The sequence below is a fragment of the Roseicyclus sp. genome (assembly GCF_965662675.1).
Classification (GTDB): Bacteria; Pseudomonadota; Alphaproteobacteria; order Rhodobacterales; family Rhodobacteraceae; genus Roseicyclus.
In genome coordinates this window covers 1-18,453 of sequence record NZ_CBFIIK010000045.1, presented here as the reverse complement: position 1 = coordinate 18,453, position 18,453 = coordinate 1, and the positions used below count along the sequence as shown (strand labels likewise).

Genomic DNA, 18,453 nt, shown 5'->3' with positions numbered 1-18,453 from the left:
CGAAGGTCATGAAGCCTAAAAAGACGAAGGCTGTCTTGAACCCGATGATAAACAGCACGAGCGACATGATCAGACCGGTGGCCGAGATCAGCGCGCCTGCAAGGATCATTTTATTGATGCCAAGGCGCATCGAATAGCGACCCGAGATCCAGTTGCCGAAGAAATAGCCCACCGCAGGCGCGCCGAAGTAGAAACCGACTTCGGCGGGAGAAAGATGAAACACCTCCGAGCCGACATAGGGTGCGCCGCCCAGATAGGCGAAGAATGCACCCGACGCGAAAGCCGCGGCCAAGCAATAACCCCAGAAACGGCGCGAGACCAAAAGCTCGGGGTATTCGCGGAACTGTGCCGAAAAGCTGCCCGATGTGAGCGCCGCCGTCTCGCCCAGATCGCGCCATGTCAGGCCCAAGACCAGCACGCCCAAAGCAAAAAGCATCCAGAAATTCGCCTGCCAGCCAAAGCTTTCGTCCAAGACGCCACCGAAGGCCGGGCCGATCATCGGGACGATCGCCATGCCCATGGTGACATAGCCGATCTGGCTTGCGGCTTGGTCGGCGGGGTACATGTCGCGCACCACGGCGCGTCCCAGCACAAGCCCGGCTACGACGACAGCCTGCAACATCCTGAAACAAAGGAAAATCTCGATCGTGGGCGCGTAGATGCAACCCAGCGTCGCGACAAGAAAGATCGCCACGCCTCCCAAGAGAACGGGTCGTCGCCCATACCGATCGGAGATCGGGCCGATCATGATCTGCAAAAGCGCGTTCACACCAAGATAAAGCGCAACAGACAGCTGCATCAGCCGATAATCCGTCGCGAAATGCTCGGTCATGCGCGGCAGCGATGGCAGGAAAATATTCATCGACAGCGCACCAAGGCCGGTGAGCAAGATAAGCGTGAAGATATGCGGCGGGGTTGTGCGGTCGAGAAAACGCACTGTTCTGGATGTAGCCATGCGCTGACTGTTAGGCGGTCGCGCCCCTAGGGTCCAGCCCCCGCAGCGTGCGGCACCGCAGGGCGCGCTGTGCGGTCAAGACCAACGATGGAAAACGAAAAACGCACCCGCCGCGATCAGCCCGAAGCCCACCAGATGGTTCCACGCCAAGGGCTCGCGCAGATAGACCACCGAGAAAATCCCGAAGACCGTCAGGGTGATAACCTCTTGGATGGTCTTGAGTTCGGCGGCCGAAAAATAGCCATGCCCGATGCGGTTGGCAGGCACCTGCAGCAGATACTCGAAAAAGGCGATACCCCAGCTGATCAAGATCACCGCGAACAACGGCGCGGTCTTGAACTTGAGATGCCCATACCAGGCGAAGGTCATGAAGATATTGGACAAGATCAACAGGCCGATGGTGGTGAAGGGAACGGGAATTTGCGGCATCTACGTACCAAAGCGTGAGAGGGGGGTGGATTGGCCTACAATCTGGCGCATCCGGGCGCGCGGTGCGAGGGAGATAGCGCGACTTCGCACTTTTGCAAAAGATGCCGCCGTGTCGCTAAGTGATTTGCAAATATTCGCTTTCGGACTCGCGCACAAGGCGAGGCGGCCTTAGGGTATGCGCCATTCCGGGGCCGTCCTGTCAAGACAGGCAGGCCCCGACGGGGCAAGGCCGACGGGGAAGGAACGGGCATGAAGGATATCTTGCAAGAGTTGGAAGACCGCCGTGGCGAGGCACGCCTTGGTGGTGGCACCAAGCGGATCGAGGCGCAGCATGCCAAGGGCAAGCTGACCGCGCGCGAGCGGATCGAACTGTTGCTCGACGAAGACTCGTTCGAAGAATACGACATGTTCGTCACCCATCGCTGCACCGATTTCGGCATGGAGCAATCCAAGCCCCGCGGCGATGGCGTAGTGACCGGCTGGGGCACGATCAATGGCCGCATGGTCTATGTCTTCAGCCAGGATTTCACCGTTCTGGGCGGCTCGGTCAGCGAGACCCATGCCGCCAAGATCTGCAAGATCATGGACATGGCGATGCAGAACGGCGCCCCCGTGATCGGCATCAACGACTCGGGCGGGGCGCGCATTCAAGAAGGCGTGTCCAGCCTTGCCGCCTATGGCGAGGTGTTCCAACGCAACATCGAGGCCTCGGGCGTGGTCCCGCAGATCAGCATGATCATGGGCCCCTGCGCGGGTGGCGCGGTTTATAGCCCGGCGATGACCGATTTCATCTTCATGGTCAAAGACAGCTCCTACATGTTCGTGACCGGCCCCGATGTGGTGAAAACCGTCACCAACGAAGTCGTCACAGCCGAGGAATTGGGTGGCGCCACCACCCATACGCGCAAATCCAGCGTTGCCGATGGCGCCTTTGAAAACGATGTCGAGGCACTGTCCGAGGTACGCCGGCTGATCGACTTCCTGCCGCTTTCCAACCGCGAAAAGCCGCCCGTGCGGCCCTTCTACGACGATCCGGCCCGGATCGAGGAAAGCCTTGATACGCTGATCCCCGACAATCCCAACAAGCCTTACGATATGAAGGAACTGATCCTGAAGATCGCGGATGAGGGGGATTTCTACGAGATCCAAGAAGATTTTGCCAAGAACATCATCACCGGCTTCATCCGCCTCGAGGGGCAGACCGTGGGCGTGGTCGCCAACCAGCCGATGGTTCTGGCGGGGGTTCTGGATATCGACAGCGCGCGCAAGGCCGCGCGCTTCGTTCGCTTCTGCGACTGCTTCGAGATCCCGCTTCTGACACTGGTCGATGTTCCCGGTTTCCTGCCCGGTGTGACGCAGGAGTATAACGGCGTCATCAAACATGGTGCGAAACTGCTTTTCGCCTATGGCGAGGCGACCGTGCCCAAAGTGACCGTGATCACCCGCAAGGCCTATGGCGGGGCTTATGTGGTGATGTCGTCCAAGCACCTGCGCGGCGACATCAACTATGCGTGGCCCACATCCGAGATTGCGGTGATGGGCGCCAAGGGTGCGACCGAGATCCTTTATCGCTCGGAACTGGGCGATCCAGAAAAGATCGCGGCACGGGCGAAGGATTACGAGGATGCCTTTGCCAACCCCTTCGTCGCGGCCGAACGTGGCTTCATCGACGAGGTGATCCAGCCCCGCTCGACCCGCAAGCGGATTTGCCGGGCTTTTGCCCAGCTGCGCACCAAGCGCAAACAGATGCCTTGGAAAAAGCACGACAATATTCCGCTATAGGGGCGCGCCCCTCACGAGGTCCACGATGCCCGAACCCATCTTTCACATGATCAGCGGCGGCCCCCGCCCTGTGGCCCCGTTTTCCCATGCGGTCGAGGCGGATGGCTGGGTGATCTTGACCGGTCAAATGCCCACCGATCCGGCCGCCCCCGACGCCCCCCTGCCGCAAGGCGTGGCGGCACAGACGTTGCGGGTAATGGAAAACCTTCGCGTGGTGCTGAACGGTGTGGGCCTCGACCTATCCCATGTGGTGCAGATGCGCGCCTATCTGACCGAGTTCGAACGCGACTATGCCGCCTTCAATGAGACCTATCAGGGCTTCTTTCCGCCCGACAGGCGCCCGGCGCGGACGACCGTAGGGGTAACGGCCCTTGCCGTTGGTGCCTTGGTCGAGATCGATTGCATCGCCCGCCGACCGGATGATCCGACATCATGATGCGCGCCGCCCAAATCGCTGGGCTTGTGGCATTGCCACCTTTCGCGGCATTGGCCGAGGCTTGGCCGACCCAACAGGTCAGCGCACCATCGGGGCAAGCGCTGATCTTGCATGAATGGTTGAACGAGCAGAACCCGTGGTCGGGCGAAAGCCAGATCATCATCCGCCTCTTGGCGCCGACGATCGGGGCCGCAGGGGTCGATGACACGGCGTTGCGCGCGGATATGGATTGGGCTTGCGACCGCTGGGGGCGAACGATAGCGCAGGCGGCTAGTGCGACAACGGGCCAGATCGTGATCGAGATGATGGCGGCCCCCACCCCGCGTGGAACACCCACGCCCGAGATCAATCGTTTCTACGAAACCTATAGCCTCGCAGGCGATGCCTGCATCTGGGAGCTGTTTTGATGCCTGCACAAAATCTTGCGGCGCGACCTTCACGTGATGACCGGAATGATGCACGCCGGTCACAGAATGAATTGCTTTGTGGAAAACCCTGTGGAGAAAAGCGCGCAAGTAGTATCTTTGGTGCAGTTTGCCTCCGGGTAGACGTACCTCTGGTTGTGGCCGGGTCTTTGCACCCGGTCACCACCCAAAAATGTAGGAGAGTAAGATGTCGCGTTTCATTCAGGCGCTTCTCGCGTTGGGGCTTGTGGCCGGTGTCGCCGCCTGTGCAGCCCCCGCACCCGAGCAGGACGAAATCATTTTCATCGATCCAGCGCCGATCAGCCACGATCCGGTGTCGTCCAAGTATCGCTGAAGCAACAACAGCCGGGCGGGGCACGCGCCCCGCCCGGCAATTCGCCGCTACCCCGATCTGCGGGGGTGCAGCATGATCAAGCATCGCGGCTTTCCCGGTCGGCTTCCCGGCACGGATTACCAATTCACCATCAGGCGCGCGCACAAAGACGGGGCAACCCCGCTCATGCGGCGTGAACGCTACCCCGACCGCCGCCCGGCCGATCGGCGCGCCGATGTGGCCTTCATGGAGGCCTTGTGGCTGTGTTTTGGCGATCAGCCTTTTGAACGGGGCAATCTTGATGCGGGGCGGCTGAACTGGTTGTTCGCGCGTGAAGTCCTGCCTGCCGAAGACCCTTTCGACCCGGAAAGCTACGAGGCGCTCTTGGTCATCGACGAAAAACGCGCCCGCGCCGCTTTCCCCGAGGCCTTCGACGGCTCGGGCTATTGGAAGTCGGTATAGGCATGATCTTGCCGGGGAACATCATCATTGGGCGGTTTGGCGCGCATCGCGTGATGCGGAAGAAATTCCCCTCTGCCAATGCTTTGGAGTATGGCACGCTGTCCATGTCCAAGCTGGTCGGCACCTTTGCGACCATCGCGGGCGACATGACGTTTACCCCTTCTCACTCGACACGGTCGGCCGCGCGATTTGGCCGACCGCTTTTTTCAAAAGGCCTACCGAACGCGACGCCTGCCACGGCCGAGACAGCGCAAAACGGGCTTTCTTGCGGGGCGCGAGGCATATCGAAAGGACCAGACACGCGATGTGCGCAAGAACCAAAACCCCCCTTGTTACCATGCTTTTCGCCACCGCTTTCGTCTTGGCGGGTTGCGTCGCATCCGATCTTGAGCGCGCGGCCATCGGTGGCGCGGCGGGCGGGGTCGGCGCGGCGGCGCTCGATGGCAATATCGGCACCGGCATCATCATCGGTGCAGCCGGTGGCGCGCTTTGCGACGATATCGGCATTTGCCGCTGAAACAGGTATCGCCGATCGCCTAGGCGGTCCGACCGACTCATCCAGAATTCAGGGTCATCGGTGCGTCATGCGCCCGATGGCCCTTTTCGTTTTGCACCAGAACGGGGGCCCAGCCCCGCCAAGAAGGGACATCTGCTCATGTTCAAGAAGCTGCTGATCGCCAACCGGGGCGAGATCGCCTGCCGTGTCATCAAGACCGCCCGCAAGATGGGGATCGCCACGGTCGCGGTCTATTCCGATGCCGACCGCGATGCGCTGCACGTCAAGATGGCCGATGAGGCGATCCATATCGGCCCAGCCCCCGCATCTGAAAGCTATATCGTGATCGACAAGATCATGGCGGCGATCAAGGAAAGCGGCGCCGAAGCCGTTCATCCTGGCTATGGCTTCTTGTCCGAGAACATGAAGTTCGCCGAAGCGCTGGACAAGCTCGGCGTGGCGTTCGTCGGCCCGCCGACCGGTGCCATCGAGGCGATGGGCGACAAGATCACCTCGAAAAAGATCGCAGCAGAGGCCGGGGTGTCGACCGTGCCGGGCTACATGGGCTTGATCGCGGATGCCGATGAGGCGGTGAAGATCTCGAACGAGATCGGCTATCCGGTGATGATCAAGGCCAGCGCCGGCGGCGGCGGCAAAGGCATGCGCATCGCGTGGAACGACACCGAGACGCGCGAGGGCTTTCAGGCCTCCAAGAACGAGGCGAAATCGTCCTTCGGCGATGATCGCATCTTCATCGAGAAATTCGTCACCCAGCCGCGCCATATCGAGATACAGGTTCTGGCCGACAGCCACGGCAACACCGTCTATCTGGGCGAGCGGGAATGTTCGATCCAGCGCCGCAACCAAAAAGTGATCGAAGAGGCCCCCTCCCCCTTCCTCGATGCCGAAACACGCCGCGCGATGGGTGAACAGGCCTGCGCCTTGGCGCGTGCAGTCGGCTATACATCGGCGGGCACCGTTGAATTCATCGTCGATGGCAGCCGTAATTTCTACTTCCTCGAGATGAATACCCGCCTTCAGGTCGAACATCCCGTCACCGAGTTGATCACCGGCATCGATCTGGTCGAACAGATGATCCGGGTCGCGGCGGGCGAGGCGCTGCCCTTTGCCCAAGACGACATCAAGCTGACGGGCTGGGCGATGGAAAGCCGCCTTTACGCCGAAGATCCCTATCGCAACTTCCTGCCCTCGATCGGGCGGTTGACGCGCTACCGCCCCCCGGCCGAAGTGCAGGCAGGCCCGCTGAACGAGACCGGCAAATGGCAAGGCGATGCCCCCAAGGGCGAGACCGCCGTGCGTAACGACACAGGTGTATTCGAGGGCGGCGAGATCTCGATGTTCTATGATCCGATGATCGCAAAGCTCTGCACATGGGCGCCCGATCGTCTTGGCGCGATCGCGGCGATGCGTGTGGCGCTTGACGGTTTCGAGGTCGAAGGGATCGGCCATAACCTGCCCTTCCTGTCGGCCGTGATGGAGCATGACCGCTTTGTCAGCGGCAATATCACCACGGCCTTCATCGCCGAGGAATATCCCGAAGGCTTTACCGGTGCGACCTTGGCCGATGACGCCGCCCAGCGCGTCGCAGCTGCGGCGGCGGCGATGCACCGCGTGGCCGAAATTCGGCGCACCCGCGTGTCAGGCCGGATGGATAATCACGAACGCCGCGTCGGCAGCGATTGGATCGTGACACTTCAGGGGCAAGAATTCCCGGTCACCATCGCCGCCGACCATGACGGTGCGACGGTCGGCTTTGCGGATGGACAATCCATGCGGGTCACATCGGATTGGACACCGGGCGACCAGTTGGCACGCCTGATGGTTGACGGCGCACCCTTGGTGCTGAAGGTCGGCAAGATCCCCGGCGGTTTCCGCATCCGCACGCGCGGTGCCGATCTCAAGGTGCATGTGCGCACACCCCGTCAAGCGGCACTTGCCCGGCTCATGCCCGAGAAACTCCCGCCCGATACGTCAAAATTCCTGCTTTGCCCGATGCCCGGCCTGATCGTGAAGATCGATGTCGAGGTCGGCCAAGAAGTGCAGGAAGGCCAAGCGCTTTGCACCGTCGAGGCGATGAAGATGGAGAATATCCTGCGTGCCGAGCGGCGCGGGGTCGTCGCGGCCATCACCTGCGCGCCCGGCGACAGCCTTGCCGTCGATGAAATCATCATCGAATTCGCATAAGACCATGAGACATGCTGCACCTCATATCGACGAGGGGATCGGGGATCACTGCCCGATCCGCACCTCTTCTTGGCGCAGCGCGAAATTGTCGATGCCGCGCACGATCTCGCGCACATCGCGGGGGCTGGGACGTCGCAATCCGACGCGGCCGTCTTTTTGCACGATCACCAGTGAAAAGCCGCGCGGGCGCAATGTCCGGCGTAGCGCGCTCTGCCCGGCGGGATCGGTGTCGACGATAATGACGACATCGCGCTCCAACAGCGCCTCGGGACGCTCGGCCAACATTTGCATTTGGTCGCGAAAGCGCGGATCAGCCGGAGAGTCGGCAAAGACGACCAAGGGCCGGGCGATCCAGAGAAATTCCTCGAGCGTGACTTCGCGCGCATCGCGGGGCGCCAAGGGATCGCTCACACCATCCGCATCGACGGGCATTTGGTCGGCGGCTTGGGTTTGGGCCATGCCGGGTGAGGCCAGAAGCAGGGCCGCGATCAGGGTAAACAGTTGTACGCGCATATATCCTCCGTTGTTTTTGGATATAGGCAGCGCTTGCGCGAATGCGAAGAGATTTCCGGCCGATGACCTAAGGGTCGCAGGCATGCGCTTCACCCGATCTTCACCGAATTGGCCTCAATATCATGCCAAGGCCCATCGCATGGCGAATGGAGATCGCGGCATGGAGATTTTGCTACACCTCGGGGCGCATCGCACGGCGACCACGACCTTGCAGCATATGCTGGGCCAAAGCCATGTTGGCCTTCAGGGGGCGGGCTTGGCCTATTGGGGTCCAAAGCGGCTGCGCGCGGGGCTTTTCGATGGGCTTTACAACAGCAATGACACGCTGTTGCCGCGCAAGGTGGACCGCGCACAAGCACGTATCAAGCTTCAGGCGCGCGGCATCGCCGATCAAGGCACTGCCCTGCTTTTCGTCAGCGAAGAGAATATGCTGGGCAATATGCGCCGATTGCTGGCGCGGACCCAGCTCTATGACGGTGCGGGTGCGCGTGTGGCCCGTTTCGCGCAGGGTTTCGAAGGCCATGGGATGACGCTTGGCTTGTCGATCCGCTGCTATGATGCGTTTTGGACTTCGGTGATCGGCTGGCGCTTGCGTCATGGCGGCACGCTTCCCGACGCTGCGCTATGCGAGCGGCTGATCACCCAACCGCGGCGCTGGCGCCATGTGATCGCGGATCTTGCCCAAGCCATGCCCGGTATCGCGATCCGCGTCTGGACCCATGAGGCGATGGCCGGGCGTCCCGATCAGCTGATCGCACAGCTGACCGGCGCAAGGCTTGTGATGCGCGGGCAAGATGCATGGTGCAACCCGACGCCGCATGCCGCACGTATGATCGAAGAATGCCGCGATGCAGATATCGAAGGCGCCGAGATGCTCCCCCAGCGGGCCGGACGCTTCATGCCCTTCAGCATCCATCAACGCGCGATATTGCGCGCGCAATATCAAGAAGATCTCGATTGGCTGGCCACCGGTGCCGGGGGGCTTGCCACATATATCGACACGGCAGGGGCAAAGACCCCATGTCCGACAGAACAAGGAAGAGGACGCCCCGATGACCAAGACGATGGATGGCTGGCGCAAGCTGGCTGAAAAAGAGCTGCGTGGCAAAAGCCCCGACAGCCTGACATGGGACACGCTCGAGGGGATCGCGGTCAAACCGCTCTATACCGCCGCCGATACCGAAGGTCTGGATCACCTCGATACTATGCCGGGGCTTGCCCCCTTCACCCGTGGCGTGAAGGCGACGATGTATGCGGGCAGGCCATGGACCATCCGCCAATATGCAGGATTTTCAACCGCCGAGGCGAGCAACGCCTTTTACCGCAAGGCGCTGGCCGCCGGTCAACAGGGCGTTTCCGTCGCCTTCGATCTGGCGACCCATAGGGGCTATGACAGCGACCACCCCCGCGTCATCGGCGATGTCGGCAAGGCGGGTGTGGCCATCGACAGCGTCGAGGATATGAAGATCCTGTTCGACGGTATCCCGCTCGATCAGGTCAGCGTCTCGATGACGATGAACGGCGCGGTGATCCCGATCCTCGCCAATTTCATCGTCACGGGCGAAGAACAGGGCCATGACCGGGCCAAGCTTTCTGGAACGATCCAGAACGATATCCTCAAGGAGTTCATGGTCCGCAACACCTATATTTACCCACCCGAGCCGAGCATGCGGATCATTTCGGACATCATCGCCTATACCTCGGACCATATGCCGAAATTCAATTCGATCTCGATCTCCGGCTACCACATGCAGGAGGCGGGTGCGAACCTGGTGCAGGAGCTGGCCTATACGCTGGCGGATGGGCGCGAATATGTCCGCGCCGCGATGGCCGCTGGCATGGATGTCGACAAATTCGCAGGGCGGCTGTCGTTCTTTTTCGCCATCGGCATGAATTTCTTCATGGAAATCGCCAAGCTGCGCGCCGCGCGCACGCTGTGGCACCGGGTGATGACCGAGTTCGGCGCACAAGATGAGCGCTCGAAGATGCTGCGCACCCATTGCCAGACCAGCGGTGTCAGCCTGCAGGAACAAGACCCCTACAACAACGTCATCCGCACCGCCTATGAGGCGATGAGCGCGGTTCTGGGCGGCACGCAGTCGTTGCACACCAACGCGCTGGATGAGGCGATCGCGCTTCCGACCGAATTCTCGGCCCGCATCGCGCGCAACACCCAGTTGATCTTGCAAGAAGAAACCGGGGTGACAAAGGTCGTCGATCCGCTGGCGGGCTCTTACTACATCGAAAGCCTAACGGGTGAATTGATCGATCAGGCATGGGCACTCATGCAAGAGGTCGAGGAGATGGGCGGCATGACCAAGGCGGTCGCCACCGGCATGCCCAAACTGCGCATCGAGGAGTCGGCGGCCAAGCGTCAGGCGATGATCGACCGGGGCGAGGACGTGATTGTCGGCGTCAACAAATACCGCAAGGAAACCGAGGACCCGATCGACATTCTGGAAATCGACAATGACGCCGTGCGCGAGGCGCAGGTGGCACGGCTGGCGCGCATCCGTGCCACGCGCGATCAGGCGGCCTGCGACGCGGCGCTGGCCGAACTTGAGCGGCGGACGACCGCGGGTGGCAATCTGCTCGAGGCTGCGGTCGATGCCGCACGCGCACGGGCGAGCGTGGGGGAAATCAGCATGGCTATGGAAAAAGTGTTCGGCCGCCACCGGGCCGAGGTCAAGACGCTGGCCGGTGTCTATGGCGCAGCCTACGACGGAGATGCGGGTTTCGCCGCGATCCAAGCCGATGTCGAAGCCTTCGCCGAGGAAGAAGGCCGCCGCCCCCGGATGCTTGTCGTCAAGATGGGCCAAGACGGGCATGACCGCGGCGCCAAGGTGATCGCCACAGCCTTCGCCGATATCGGCTTTGACGTCGATGTGGGCCCGCTTTTCCAAACACCCGAGGAAGCCGCGCAGGATGCCATCGACAATGATGTGCATGTTGTGGGCATCTCGAGCCAAGCGGCAGGGCACAAGACACTGGCCCCAAAGCTGATCGCGGCACTCGAAGCGGCGGGCGCGGGCGAGGTTATCGTGATCTGCGGCGGGGTGATCCCGCAGCAAGATTACGACTTCCTCAAGGCGGCAGGCGTCAAGGCGATCTTCGGGCCCGGCACCAATATCCCAGACGCGGCCAAGGATATCCTGTCGCTGATCCGGGCGACGCGCGTGGCCTGAGGGGGACGAAAAACCGCGGTTCTTCATCATGGAAAACGGACGTTTTCCGTGCTCTTCAAACAGCTGCGCGCCGCTTGCCCCTTGCCCTGAGGCGTGGCCTGCCTCATCTAGGGCGCATAGCCGCAAGGAGGCGCCATGGCCCTGCCCGTCCGCCAGCAAGTGACCTATTGGGGCATCGCGTCTGCGGTGTTCTTGGTGCTGCTATGGGCGCTCGGCGATGTGATCTTGCCCTTCATCATGGGCGGCGCCGTCGCGTATTTCCTTGATCCGGTCGCGGACCGACTGGAAAAGATGGGCCTCAGCCGGGTCTTGGCGACTGTTGTCATCTTCGTGTTCTTGCTTGGCGTCGTGATCGTGTCGCTTTTGGTGATCATCCCGCTGCTGGTGCAGCAAACCAATGACCTGATCCAATCTGCGCCCGATCTGTTCAACCAGCTGCGCACATGGCTGACCGACCGCTTTCCGCAACTGATGGAAGAAGGCTCGCCTTTGCGTCAATCGCTGATCGCGGTGGGTGAGACGATCCAGTCGCGCGGGGGTGAATTGCTGCAGCAAGTGCTCAGCTCCGCGGCGGGGGTGGTCAACATGCTGGTCTTCCTTGTCGTCGTGCCGGTCGTGGCCTTCTACATGCTGCTCGACTGGGACCGGCTGGTTGCACGCATCGACGCGCTTTTGCCGCGTGACCATGCCGGTACGGTTCGCGATCTGGCCGCACAGATCGATCGGACCTTGGCGAGCTTCATTCGCGGCCAAGGCACGGTCTGCCTGATCTTGGGCACCTTCTACGCGGTGGCGCTGATGGTCGTTGGGCTACAATTCGGGCTGGTCGTCGGGCTGATCGCGGGGCTTTTGACCTTTATCCCCTATGTCGGCGCACTGGTCGGCGGTGCCTTGTCGGTCGGTTTGGCGCTGTTTCAGTTCTGGGGCGAGTGGTGGTCGATATTGGCCGTCGCCGCGATCTTTCAGATCGGCCAGATGGTCGAGGGCAATATCCTGACCCCCAAGCTGGTCGGAAGCTCGGTGGGCTTGCACCCTGTGTGGCTGATCTTTGCGCTATCGGCCTTTGGCACGCTGTTTGGCTTCGTCGGGTTGCTGGTGGCGGTGCCGATTGCGGCGGCGATCGGGGTATTGGTCCGCTTTGCTATCGATCAATACCGCGCAGGCTTGCTCTATCGCGGGTATTCCACGGGCGCTGATGACGATCACGGTTCGCCGTGATGGCACGCCAGCTGGTTCTGGACCTGCCCTTTCGCGCGGCGATGGGGCGTAGCGATTTCTACGTCTCCGATGCCAATGCCACGGCTGTCGCAGGGATCGAGGCATGGCGCGACTGGCCCATGTCCAAGATGGTCTTGGTCGGCCCGGCGGGTGCGGGAAAAACCCATCTGGCGCATGTGTTTTGCGCCCAGTCCGGCGCACGGCTGATCGCGGCGCGCGATATTGGCGGGTCGGACCCCGCTACGCTGAGCGAAACGCAGGCGATCGCGATCGAGGATGCCGATCAGATCGCGGGCGACCGCGCCGCTGAAGAGGCGCTTTTTCACCTTCACAACGCCGCTGCGGAACGGGGCGCGGCCTTGCTCGTGACCGGCCGCACACCACCCGCACGCTGGGGTCTGTGCCTGCCTGATCTTGACAGCAGGATGCAACAGGCCGGCCAGTTGAGCCTTGCCCCACCCGATGATCGCTTGCTCGCGGCGGTCTTGGTCAAGCTCGCCGCCGATCGACAGATGGCGCTGACGCCGGCATTGTTGCGCTATATCCTGCCGCGTATCGACCGCTCACTGGCCCATGTGCGCGATGTCATCACTCGCCTCGATGCCGAGGCGCTGGCGGCCAAGCAGAAGCCGGGGCTCAAACATGTGCGCGCGATATTGGAGCGCGACGAGGGGTAATAGCCCCCCTCGACGCGGCGCAAAGAGCAACGCAAGATAGCGCGCGGCGTCACGCAATTGTCACGAACCATATTTAGGCCACAGCCATGAGCTTTGCCGACTTCCTATCTGCCCCCCTGCCCGATCCGGTCGCCCTGCCTGAGGCGCAGATCACCGGGCCGCAACGGTTTTTCAACCGCGAACTGTCGTGGCTTGCCTTCAATTGGCGCGTGCTGGAGGAGGCGATGAACCCCCGTGTACCGCTGCTTGAACGGGTGCGTTTCGCCTCGATTTCGGCGGGCAATCTCGATGAGTTCTACACCGTGCGTGTCGCCGGCCTGCGCGGCTTGGCGCAGGAGGGCAATCTGACCCCCGCCGCCGATGGGCGCACGCCCGCGATGCAGCTGAAACTGATCAATGCCGATGCACGCCGCTTGATGCAGCACCAGCAAGCGGCTTGGAACGCGCTCAAATCCGAGATGGAGGGCGAGGGCCTCAGCGTGGTGACCGCCACCAAACTCACCACCCGCGACAAGGCCGCCCTGGCCGAGATTTTCATGGCGCGGGTGTTTCCGGTTCTGTCACCCTTGGCCATCGACCCGGCCCATCCCTTCCCTTTCATCCCCAATGAGGGCATCGCCTTGGCGCTGCAATTGACGCGCGACCGCGATGGCCGCCGCTTGCAGGCGCTCTTGCCCATTCCCGGCCAGATCGACCGCTTCATCACCTTGCCGGCGGGCGAAGGCAAAGCGCGCTTTTTGCCCTTGGAAGAGTTGTTGCGCCTGCATATCGGCGCGCTGTTTCCCGGCTATACGCTGAGCGGTTCATGCCTGTTTCGCGTCCTGCGCGACAGCGATCTGGAACTTGAAGAAGAGGCCGAAGATCTGGTGCGCGAGTTCGAGACAGCCCTCAAGCGTCGCCGCCGTGGCGAGGTTGTGCGCCTGCAGATCAGCGCCGGCGCGCCCGAAGACCTGAAAGCCGAGATCATCGATCAACTCGATGTCAGCCCCGAAGAGGTGGTCGAGGTGCGCGGCATGATCGGGCTTGTGCGGCTCAAGGAATTGGTCATCGACAGCCGCCCCGACCTGCTATGGCCCAGCTTCAGCCCTCGTGTGCCGGAACGTGTGCAAGATCACGAGGGCGATATGTTCGCCGCCATCCGCCAAAAGGACATGCTGCTGCATCATCCTTATGAAACCTTCGACATGGTGATCCGCTTTTTGCAACAGGCCGCACGCGATCCCAACGTGGTGGCGATCAAGCAAACGCTCTATCGCACCTCAAATGAGTCCCCCATTGTCGAGGCGCTGTGCGAGGCGGCCGAAAACGGCAAATCGGTCACCGCACTGGTCGAATTGAAGGCCCGTTTCGACGAGGCCGCGAATATCCGCCAATCGCGCAAGCTGGAGCGCGCGGGCGCGCATGTGATCTATGGCTTCATCAACTACAAGACGCACGCGAAGATCAGTACGGTCGTGCGCCGCGAAGGCGACAAGCTGGTCACCTATACCCATTTTGGCACCGGAAATTACCACCCGATCACCGCGCGGATCTATACCGACCTGTCGCTGTTCACCTGTGACGAGGCGCTGGGGCGCGACGCGACCAAGGTATTCAACTATGTCGGCGGCTACGCCGAGCCCGAGGGCTTGGAAAATCTGCGCATCGCGCCGCTCAGCCTGAAATCCACCATCCTCGAGAATATCGAGACCGAGATCGCCCATGCCAAGGCAGGGCGGCCCGCGATGATCTGGGTCAAGCTCAACAGCCTGATCGAGCCTGATGTGATCGACGCGCTTTATGCCGCCTCATCTGCGGGGGTGAAGATCGATCTGGTGATCCGCGGCATCTGCGGGCTGCGGCCCGGTGTAAAGGGATTAAGCGAGAACATCCGCGTCAAATCCATCGTCGGGCGGTTTTTGGAACATTCCCGGATCATGTGTTTCGGCGATGGCTACGGGCTGCCCTCGAAAAAGGCGCGGGTCTATATCTCGTCGGCCGACTGGATGGGCCGCAACCTCAGCCGCCGGGTGGAAACGCTGGTCGAGTGTCGCAACCCCACGGTCAAGGCCCAGATCGTCAGCCAGATCATGGCCGCCAATCTGGCCGATGTGGCGCAATCTTGGGTCTTGCAGCCCGATGGCAGCTTTTTGCGCCCCGATCTTTCCGAGACCGCCAACCCATTCTCTTGCCACCGCTTTTTCATGGAGAACCCGTCGCTTTCCGGGCGGGGGTCGGCGGGGGCCAAGGATGTGCCCGAGTTGACGCATAGTCACGACTAAGCCGCGACACCCCCGTGATTGACGGATGGCCCTTCTCCGTTGCATCACTTCTTCCCATGAGCGGACGGCAAATGCGCGCAGAAGAAGCTGAATCCCACCCCGAGTGGGGCCCCTTCGGCGTGCCGCTCTTCGATGGCCCCGAGGCACAATCGCTCGCACGGGTCGGCGTGATCGACATCGGCTCGAACTCGGTGCGGATGGTGATTTTCGACGGGGCAGCGCGCAGCCCTGCCTATTTCTTCAATGAAAAAATCCTTTGCGGCCTTGGCGTGGGGTTTTCCGAGACCGGGCGCCTCCACCCTGAGGGCAAGGAACGCGCGCTGGCCGCACTGCGCCGCTTTACGCGCTTGGCACAAGCCGCCGAGGTCTCGCCGCTATTGGCGGTGGCGACGGCGGCGGTGCGTGATGCCCAAGATGGCTTGGCCTTTCGCGAACAGGTCAAGGCCGAAACAGGGCTTGCGATTCGCGTGATCGATGGCGCCGAGGAGGCGCGGCTGTCGGCCCAAGGCGTGCTGTTGGGATGGCCGGGAGCGGCTGGCCTGATTTGCGATATCGGCGGCTCGTCGATGGAATTGGCCGAATTGCAGGGTTCGGGAAAGGTGGGACATCGCGCCACTTCGGATCTTGGGCCGCTCAAGCTTATGGGCATGAAAACCGATAAAAAGGCCCTGCGCGCCCATATCAAAGCCGAAGTCGCGACCCTTGCCACGGGCTTTGCCGAAGGTACCGAACGGTTGTTCCTGGTAGGTGGCTCGTGGCGGGCCATTGCGCGCATCGACATGGAACGGCGCGGCTATCCGCTCAAGGTGCTGCACGAATACCGCATGACACCGCGCGGTATTCTTGAAACGCTGAAATATATTGCCGAAACCGACATCAACGATTTGCGGGCCCGGACCGGCACAAGCACCGAACGGATGCGCCTCGTGCCGATGGCCGCAGAGGTGCTGCGCGCCTTGGTCAGAAAGCTGCAACCGCGCGAGATCGCCGTCTCGTCCTACGGGATACGCGAGGGGCTACTTTACGAGCAGATGTCCGCTGCGCTCAAGGCGCGCGACCCGCTGATCGAAGCCGCCCGCCACTCCGAAGCGCAGCTGTCGCGGATGCCGGGTTTCGGACGCAAGCTCTATCATTTCGTCGAACCGCTTTTCCCGCGGGCAAAGCACGACAAGAAACGCCTGATCCGCGCGGCCTGTCTGTTGCATGATGTCAGCTGGCGCGCCCATCCCGATTACCGGGCCGAAGTTTGTTTCGACAACGCCACGCGCGCCAATCTGGGCGGCATGACCCATGCCGAGCGCGTCTACTTGGGCCTGGCACTCCTGCATCGCTACAAATCCAGCCGCGTCGGCACCGGATTCAACGCCGAACTTCTATCGCTCTTGCCCGCCGACCAAGTGCGCGAGGCCGAGATCCTCGGGCGCGCGATGCGTTTCGGGGCGATGTTCGCCGTTACCAACCTCGCCGATCACGGCGCGCTCAACTATCGGCCCAAGCGCAAGGAATTGATCTTGAAGCTCCACACCGATGCCGCGCGTGATCTTTTCGGCGAGGTGGCGCTTGCCCGCTTCAACGCATTGGCCGCCGCGATGGAGGTCACGCCGATCATCGCCAAGGCGCGCTTGTGAGGCGATTTCCTTTGGCGTATGCGTCGGCCATAAACATTCGCCAGAAAGACCATGCCCATGCGCCTTAGCCGCTATTTCCTGCCCGTGCTCAAGGAAACCCCGTCCGAGGCGCAGATCGTCAGCCACCGGCTGATGCTGCGCGCGGGCCTGATCAAACAGGCCAGCGCAGGCATCTACTCCTGGCTGCCCTTGGGCTACAAGGTGTTGAAAAAGATCGAGGATATCGTTCACCAAGAACAGATCCGTGCAGGCCATCTGCCGATGCTGATGCCGACGATCCAATCGGCCGATCTGTGGCGCGAAAGCGGGCGTTATGATGCTTATGGCGCCGAGATGCTGCGCATTACCGACCGGCATGAGCGCGACATGCTGTTCACGCCGACCGCCGAGGAATTGATCACCGACATCTTCCGCGCGCATGTGACCAGCTACAAGGATCTGCCGCTGACGATGTACCAGATCCAGTGGAAATTCCGCGACGAGATCCGCCCGCGTTTCGGCGTGATGCGGGGCCGCGAGTTCTACATGAAAGACGGCTACAACTTTGATTTGACGAAGGAAGACGCGCTGCACGCCTATAACCGCCACCTGGTCAGCTACCTGCGGACCTATGAGCGGATGGGGCTTCAGGCGATCCCGATGCGCGCGGATAGCGGGCCGATCGGCGGCGACGATACGCATGAGTTTCTGGTTCTTGCCGAGACCGGCGAGAGCGAGGTGTTCTACGACAGCGAAATCACCGATCTGCGCTTTGGCGATCGGGCGATCGACTATGATGATCGGGCGCAATGTCAGGCGGTTCTGGAGGAATTCACAAGCCGTTATGCGCGCACCGACGAGACCCATGACGCCGAGGTTTTCGCGCAAATTCCCGTGGAACGCCAACGCGTTGCGCGCGGGATCGAGGTTGGCCAGATCTTTTATTTCGGGACCAAATATTCCGATGCGATGGGGGCCTTGGTCGATGATGGTCAGGGCGGGCGCGTGCCGGTGCATATGGGGTCGCACGGGATCGGCGTGAGCCGTTTGGTCGGCGCCATCATCGAGGCGAGCCATGACGAGAACGGCATCATCTGGCCCGAGGGGGTGACGCCCTTCCATGTGGGCATCGTGAACCTGAAACAGGGCGATGCGGCGTGTGACGGGGCCTGTGACGCGCTTTATAAAGCGTTCGTTTCCAAAGGGTTGGAGCCGCTTTACGACGATAGAGCCGAACGCGCAGGCGCGAAATTCGCGACCATGGATCTGATCGGCCTGCCGTGGCGGATCACGGTCGGCCCGCGCGGTCTGGCGGGCGGCACGGTGGAGTTGACCAGCCGCAAAACGGGCGAAAGCGAAGAGCTGTCGCTAGAGGCCGTGGTGGCCCGCGTGGTGGAGATTTACGCGCCGCATATGGCGTAGTTTTTCCGTAGCTATCTTGTAGTGATCCCGTAGCTACACGGGGACTACAGAGGATTTTAACCAATTC

Annotated in this window: 17 protein-coding genes; 14 read left to right on the top strand and 3 right to left on the bottom strand. The window is 61.7% G+C overall.

What is annotated here, in order from left to right; all coding sequences use genetic code 11:
• Together ACTG4J_RS08615 and ACTG4J_RS08610 are read right to left on the bottom strand one after the other, a co-directional pair.
• Positions 1 to 955: multidrug effflux MFS transporter (locus ACTG4J_RS08615; protein WP_439138743.1), on the bottom strand; the 955-nt coding region annotated here is incomplete at its 3' end.
• Positions 956 to 1,030: 75 nt separating this feature from the next.
• On the bottom strand, positions 1,031 to 1,384 hold the full coding sequence (locus ACTG4J_RS08610) for a DMT family protein (protein ID WP_439138741.1): 354 nt from the start codon (positions 1,382 to 1,384) through the stop codon (positions 1,031 to 1,033).
• Between the two features lie 249 nt (positions 1,385 to 1,633).
• Here ACTG4J_RS08610 and ACTG4J_RS08605 point away from each other — a divergent pair, with 249 nt between their 5' ends.
• The 7 genes from ACTG4J_RS08605 (at position 1,634) to ACTG4J_RS08575 (ending at position 7,503) form a co-directional block, all read left to right on the top strand.
• Complete coding sequence (locus ACTG4J_RS08605) at positions 1,634 to 3,166, top strand: acyl-CoA carboxylase subunit beta (protein WP_439138739.1); 1,533 nt, start codon at positions 1,634 to 1,636, stop codon at positions 3,164 to 3,166.
• A 25-nt stretch (positions 3,167 to 3,191) separates the two neighbouring features.
• The gene (locus ACTG4J_RS08600) at positions 3,192 to 3,602 is read left to right on the top strand and encodes a RidA family protein (RefSeq protein ID WP_439138738.1); all 411 of its coding nucleotides are present in this window, start codon (positions 3,192 to 3,194) and stop codon (positions 3,600 to 3,602) included.
• Complete coding sequence (locus ACTG4J_RS08595) at positions 3,602 to 4,009, top strand: DUF6497 family protein (protein ID WP_439138736.1); 408 nt, start codon at positions 3,602 to 3,604, stop codon at positions 4,007 to 4,009. The genes ACTG4J_RS08600 and ACTG4J_RS08595 overlap by 1 nt, the downstream gene beginning before the upstream one ends.
• Positions 4,010 to 4,214: 205 nt before the next feature.
• On the top strand, positions 4,215 to 4,361 hold the full coding sequence (locus ACTG4J_RS08590; protein WP_422238720.1) for a hypothetical protein: 147 nt from the start codon (positions 4,215 to 4,217) through the stop codon (positions 4,359 to 4,361).
• Positions 4,362 to 4,433: 72 nt separating this feature from the next.
• Entirely contained in the window at positions 4,434 to 4,802 is a 369-nt protein-coding gene (locus tag ACTG4J_RS08585) for a hypothetical protein (RefSeq protein WP_439138734.1), read from the top strand.
• A 337-nt stretch (positions 4,803 to 5,139) separates the two neighbouring features.
• Positions 5,140 to 5,319 carry a hypothetical protein gene (locus ACTG4J_RS08580; RefSeq protein WP_439138733.1) on the top strand — a complete coding sequence of 60 codons (180 nt, stop codon included), beginning with the start codon at positions 5,140 to 5,142 and terminating at the stop codon, positions 5,317 to 5,319.
• Between the two features lie 138 nt (positions 5,320 to 5,457).
• Positions 5,458 to 7,503: an acetyl-CoA carboxylase biotin carboxylase subunit gene (locus ACTG4J_RS08575; RefSeq protein WP_439138731.1), complete on the top strand. Its 2,046-nt coding sequence runs from the start codon at positions 5,458 to 5,460 to the stop codon at positions 7,501 to 7,503.
• 45 nt (positions 7,504 to 7,548) lie between these two features.
• Here ACTG4J_RS08575 and ACTG4J_RS08570 read toward each other — a convergent pair whose 3' ends face one another.
• The gene (locus tag ACTG4J_RS08570; RefSeq protein ID WP_439138730.1) at positions 7,549 to 8,016 is read right to left on the bottom strand and encodes a DUF4174 domain-containing protein; all 468 of its coding nucleotides are present in this window, start codon (positions 8,014 to 8,016) and stop codon (positions 7,549 to 7,551) included.
• Positions 8,017 to 8,155: 139 nt separating this feature from the next.
• On the opposite strand from ACTG4J_RS08570, the gene ACTG4J_RS08565 reads away from it, so the two are divergent.
• The 7 genes from ACTG4J_RS08565 (at position 8,156) to proS (ending at position 18,386) form a co-directional block, all read left to right on the top strand.
• A complete protein-coding gene (locus ACTG4J_RS08565; RefSeq protein WP_439138728.1) occupies positions 8,156 to 9,106 on the top strand; it encodes a hypothetical protein in 951 nt (316 codons plus the stop codon).
• Complete coding sequence (gene scpA, locus ACTG4J_RS08560; RefSeq protein ID WP_439138727.1) at positions 9,069 to 11,201, top strand: methylmalonyl-CoA mutase; 2,133 nt, start codon at positions 9,069 to 9,071, stop codon at positions 11,199 to 11,201. The genes ACTG4J_RS08565 and scpA overlap by 38 nt, the downstream gene beginning before the upstream one ends.
• Positions 11,202 to 11,336: 135 nt before the next feature.
• Positions 11,337 to 12,419 carry an AI-2E family transporter gene (locus tag ACTG4J_RS08555; RefSeq protein WP_439138725.1) on the top strand — a complete coding sequence of 361 codons (1,083 nt, stop codon included), beginning with the start codon at positions 11,337 to 11,339 and terminating at the stop codon, positions 12,417 to 12,419.
• A complete protein-coding gene (locus tag ACTG4J_RS08550) occupies positions 12,419 to 13,096 on the top strand; it encodes an HdaA/DnaA family protein (protein ID WP_439138723.1) in 678 nt (225 codons plus the stop codon). Before ACTG4J_RS08555 ends, ACTG4J_RS08550 begins: the two co-directional genes overlap by 1 nt.
• Positions 13,097 to 13,182: 86 nt before the next feature.
• Positions 13,183 to 15,357, top strand: coding sequence for an RNA degradosome polyphosphate kinase (locus ACTG4J_RS08545; protein ID WP_439138721.1), 2,175 nt, complete (start codon positions 13,183 to 13,185; stop codon positions 15,355 to 15,357).
• Positions 15,358 to 15,413: 56 nt separating this feature from the next.
• Positions 15,414 to 16,985 carry a Ppx/GppA family phosphatase gene (locus ACTG4J_RS08540; RefSeq protein ID WP_439138720.1) on the top strand — a complete coding sequence of 524 codons (1,572 nt, stop codon included), beginning with the start codon at positions 15,414 to 15,416 and terminating at the stop codon, positions 16,983 to 16,985.
• Positions 16,986 to 17,042: 57 nt separating this feature from the next.
• Entirely contained in the window at positions 17,043 to 18,386 is a 1,344-nt protein-coding gene (gene proS, locus ACTG4J_RS08535; RefSeq protein ID WP_439138744.1) for a proline--tRNA ligase, read from the top strand.
• Positions 18,387 to 18,453 lie beyond the last annotated feature (67 nt).

What these genes read in the sequence shown, in the direction of transcription:
- ACTG4J_RS08610 (WP_439138741.1), bottom strand. Translation starts at nt 1,384, where the DNA reads ATGCCGCAAATTCCCGTTCCCTTCACCACCATCGGCCTGTTGATCTTG.
- ACTG4J_RS08605 (WP_439138739.1), top strand. Translation starts at nt 1,634, where the DNA reads ATGAAGGATATCTTGCAAGAGTTGGAAGACCGCCGTGGCGAGGCACGC.
- ACTG4J_RS08600 (WP_439138738.1), top strand. Translation starts at nt 3,192, where the DNA reads ATGCCCGAACCCATCTTTCACATGATCAGCGGCGGCCCCCGCCCTGTG.
- ACTG4J_RS08595 (WP_439138736.1), top strand. Translation starts at nt 3,602, where the DNA reads ATGCGCGCCGCCCAAATCGCTGGGCTTGTGGCATTGCCACCTTTCGCG.
- ACTG4J_RS08590 (WP_422238720.1), top strand. Translation starts at nt 4,215, where the DNA reads ATGTCGCGTTTCATTCAGGCGCTTCTCGCGTTGGGGCTTGTGGCCGGT.
- ACTG4J_RS08585 (WP_439138734.1), top strand. Translation starts at nt 4,434, where the DNA reads ATGATCAAGCATCGCGGCTTTCCCGGTCGGCTTCCCGGCACGGATTAC.
- ACTG4J_RS08580 (WP_439138733.1), top strand. Translation starts at nt 5,140, where the DNA reads ATGCTTTTCGCCACCGCTTTCGTCTTGGCGGGTTGCGTCGCATCCGAT.
- ACTG4J_RS08575 (WP_439138731.1), top strand. Translation starts at nt 5,458, where the DNA reads ATGTTCAAGAAGCTGCTGATCGCCAACCGGGGCGAGATCGCCTGCCGT.
- ACTG4J_RS08570 (WP_439138730.1), bottom strand. Translation starts at nt 8,016, where the DNA reads ATGCGCGTACAACTGTTTACCCTGATCGCGGCCCTGCTTCTGGCCTCA.
- ACTG4J_RS08565 (WP_439138728.1), top strand. Translation starts at nt 8,156, where the DNA reads ATGGCGAATGGAGATCGCGGCATGGAGATTTTGCTACACCTCGGGGCG.
- scpA (WP_439138727.1), top strand. Translation starts at nt 9,069, where the DNA reads ATGACCAAGACGATGGATGGCTGGCGCAAGCTGGCTGAAAAAGAGCTG.
- ACTG4J_RS08555 (WP_439138725.1), top strand. Translation starts at nt 11,337, where the DNA reads ATGGCCCTGCCCGTCCGCCAGCAAGTGACCTATTGGGGCATCGCGTCT.
- ACTG4J_RS08550 (WP_439138723.1), top strand. Translation starts at nt 12,419, where the DNA reads ATGGCACGCCAGCTGGTTCTGGACCTGCCCTTTCGCGCGGCGATGGGG.
- ACTG4J_RS08545 (WP_439138721.1), top strand. Translation starts at nt 13,183, where the DNA reads ATGAGCTTTGCCGACTTCCTATCTGCCCCCCTGCCCGATCCGGTCGCC.
- ACTG4J_RS08540 (WP_439138720.1), top strand. Translation starts at nt 15,414, where the DNA reads ATGAGCGGACGGCAAATGCGCGCAGAAGAAGCTGAATCCCACCCCGAG.
- proS (WP_439138744.1), top strand. Translation starts at nt 17,043, where the DNA reads ATGCGCCTTAGCCGCTATTTCCTGCCCGTGCTCAAGGAAACCCCGTCC.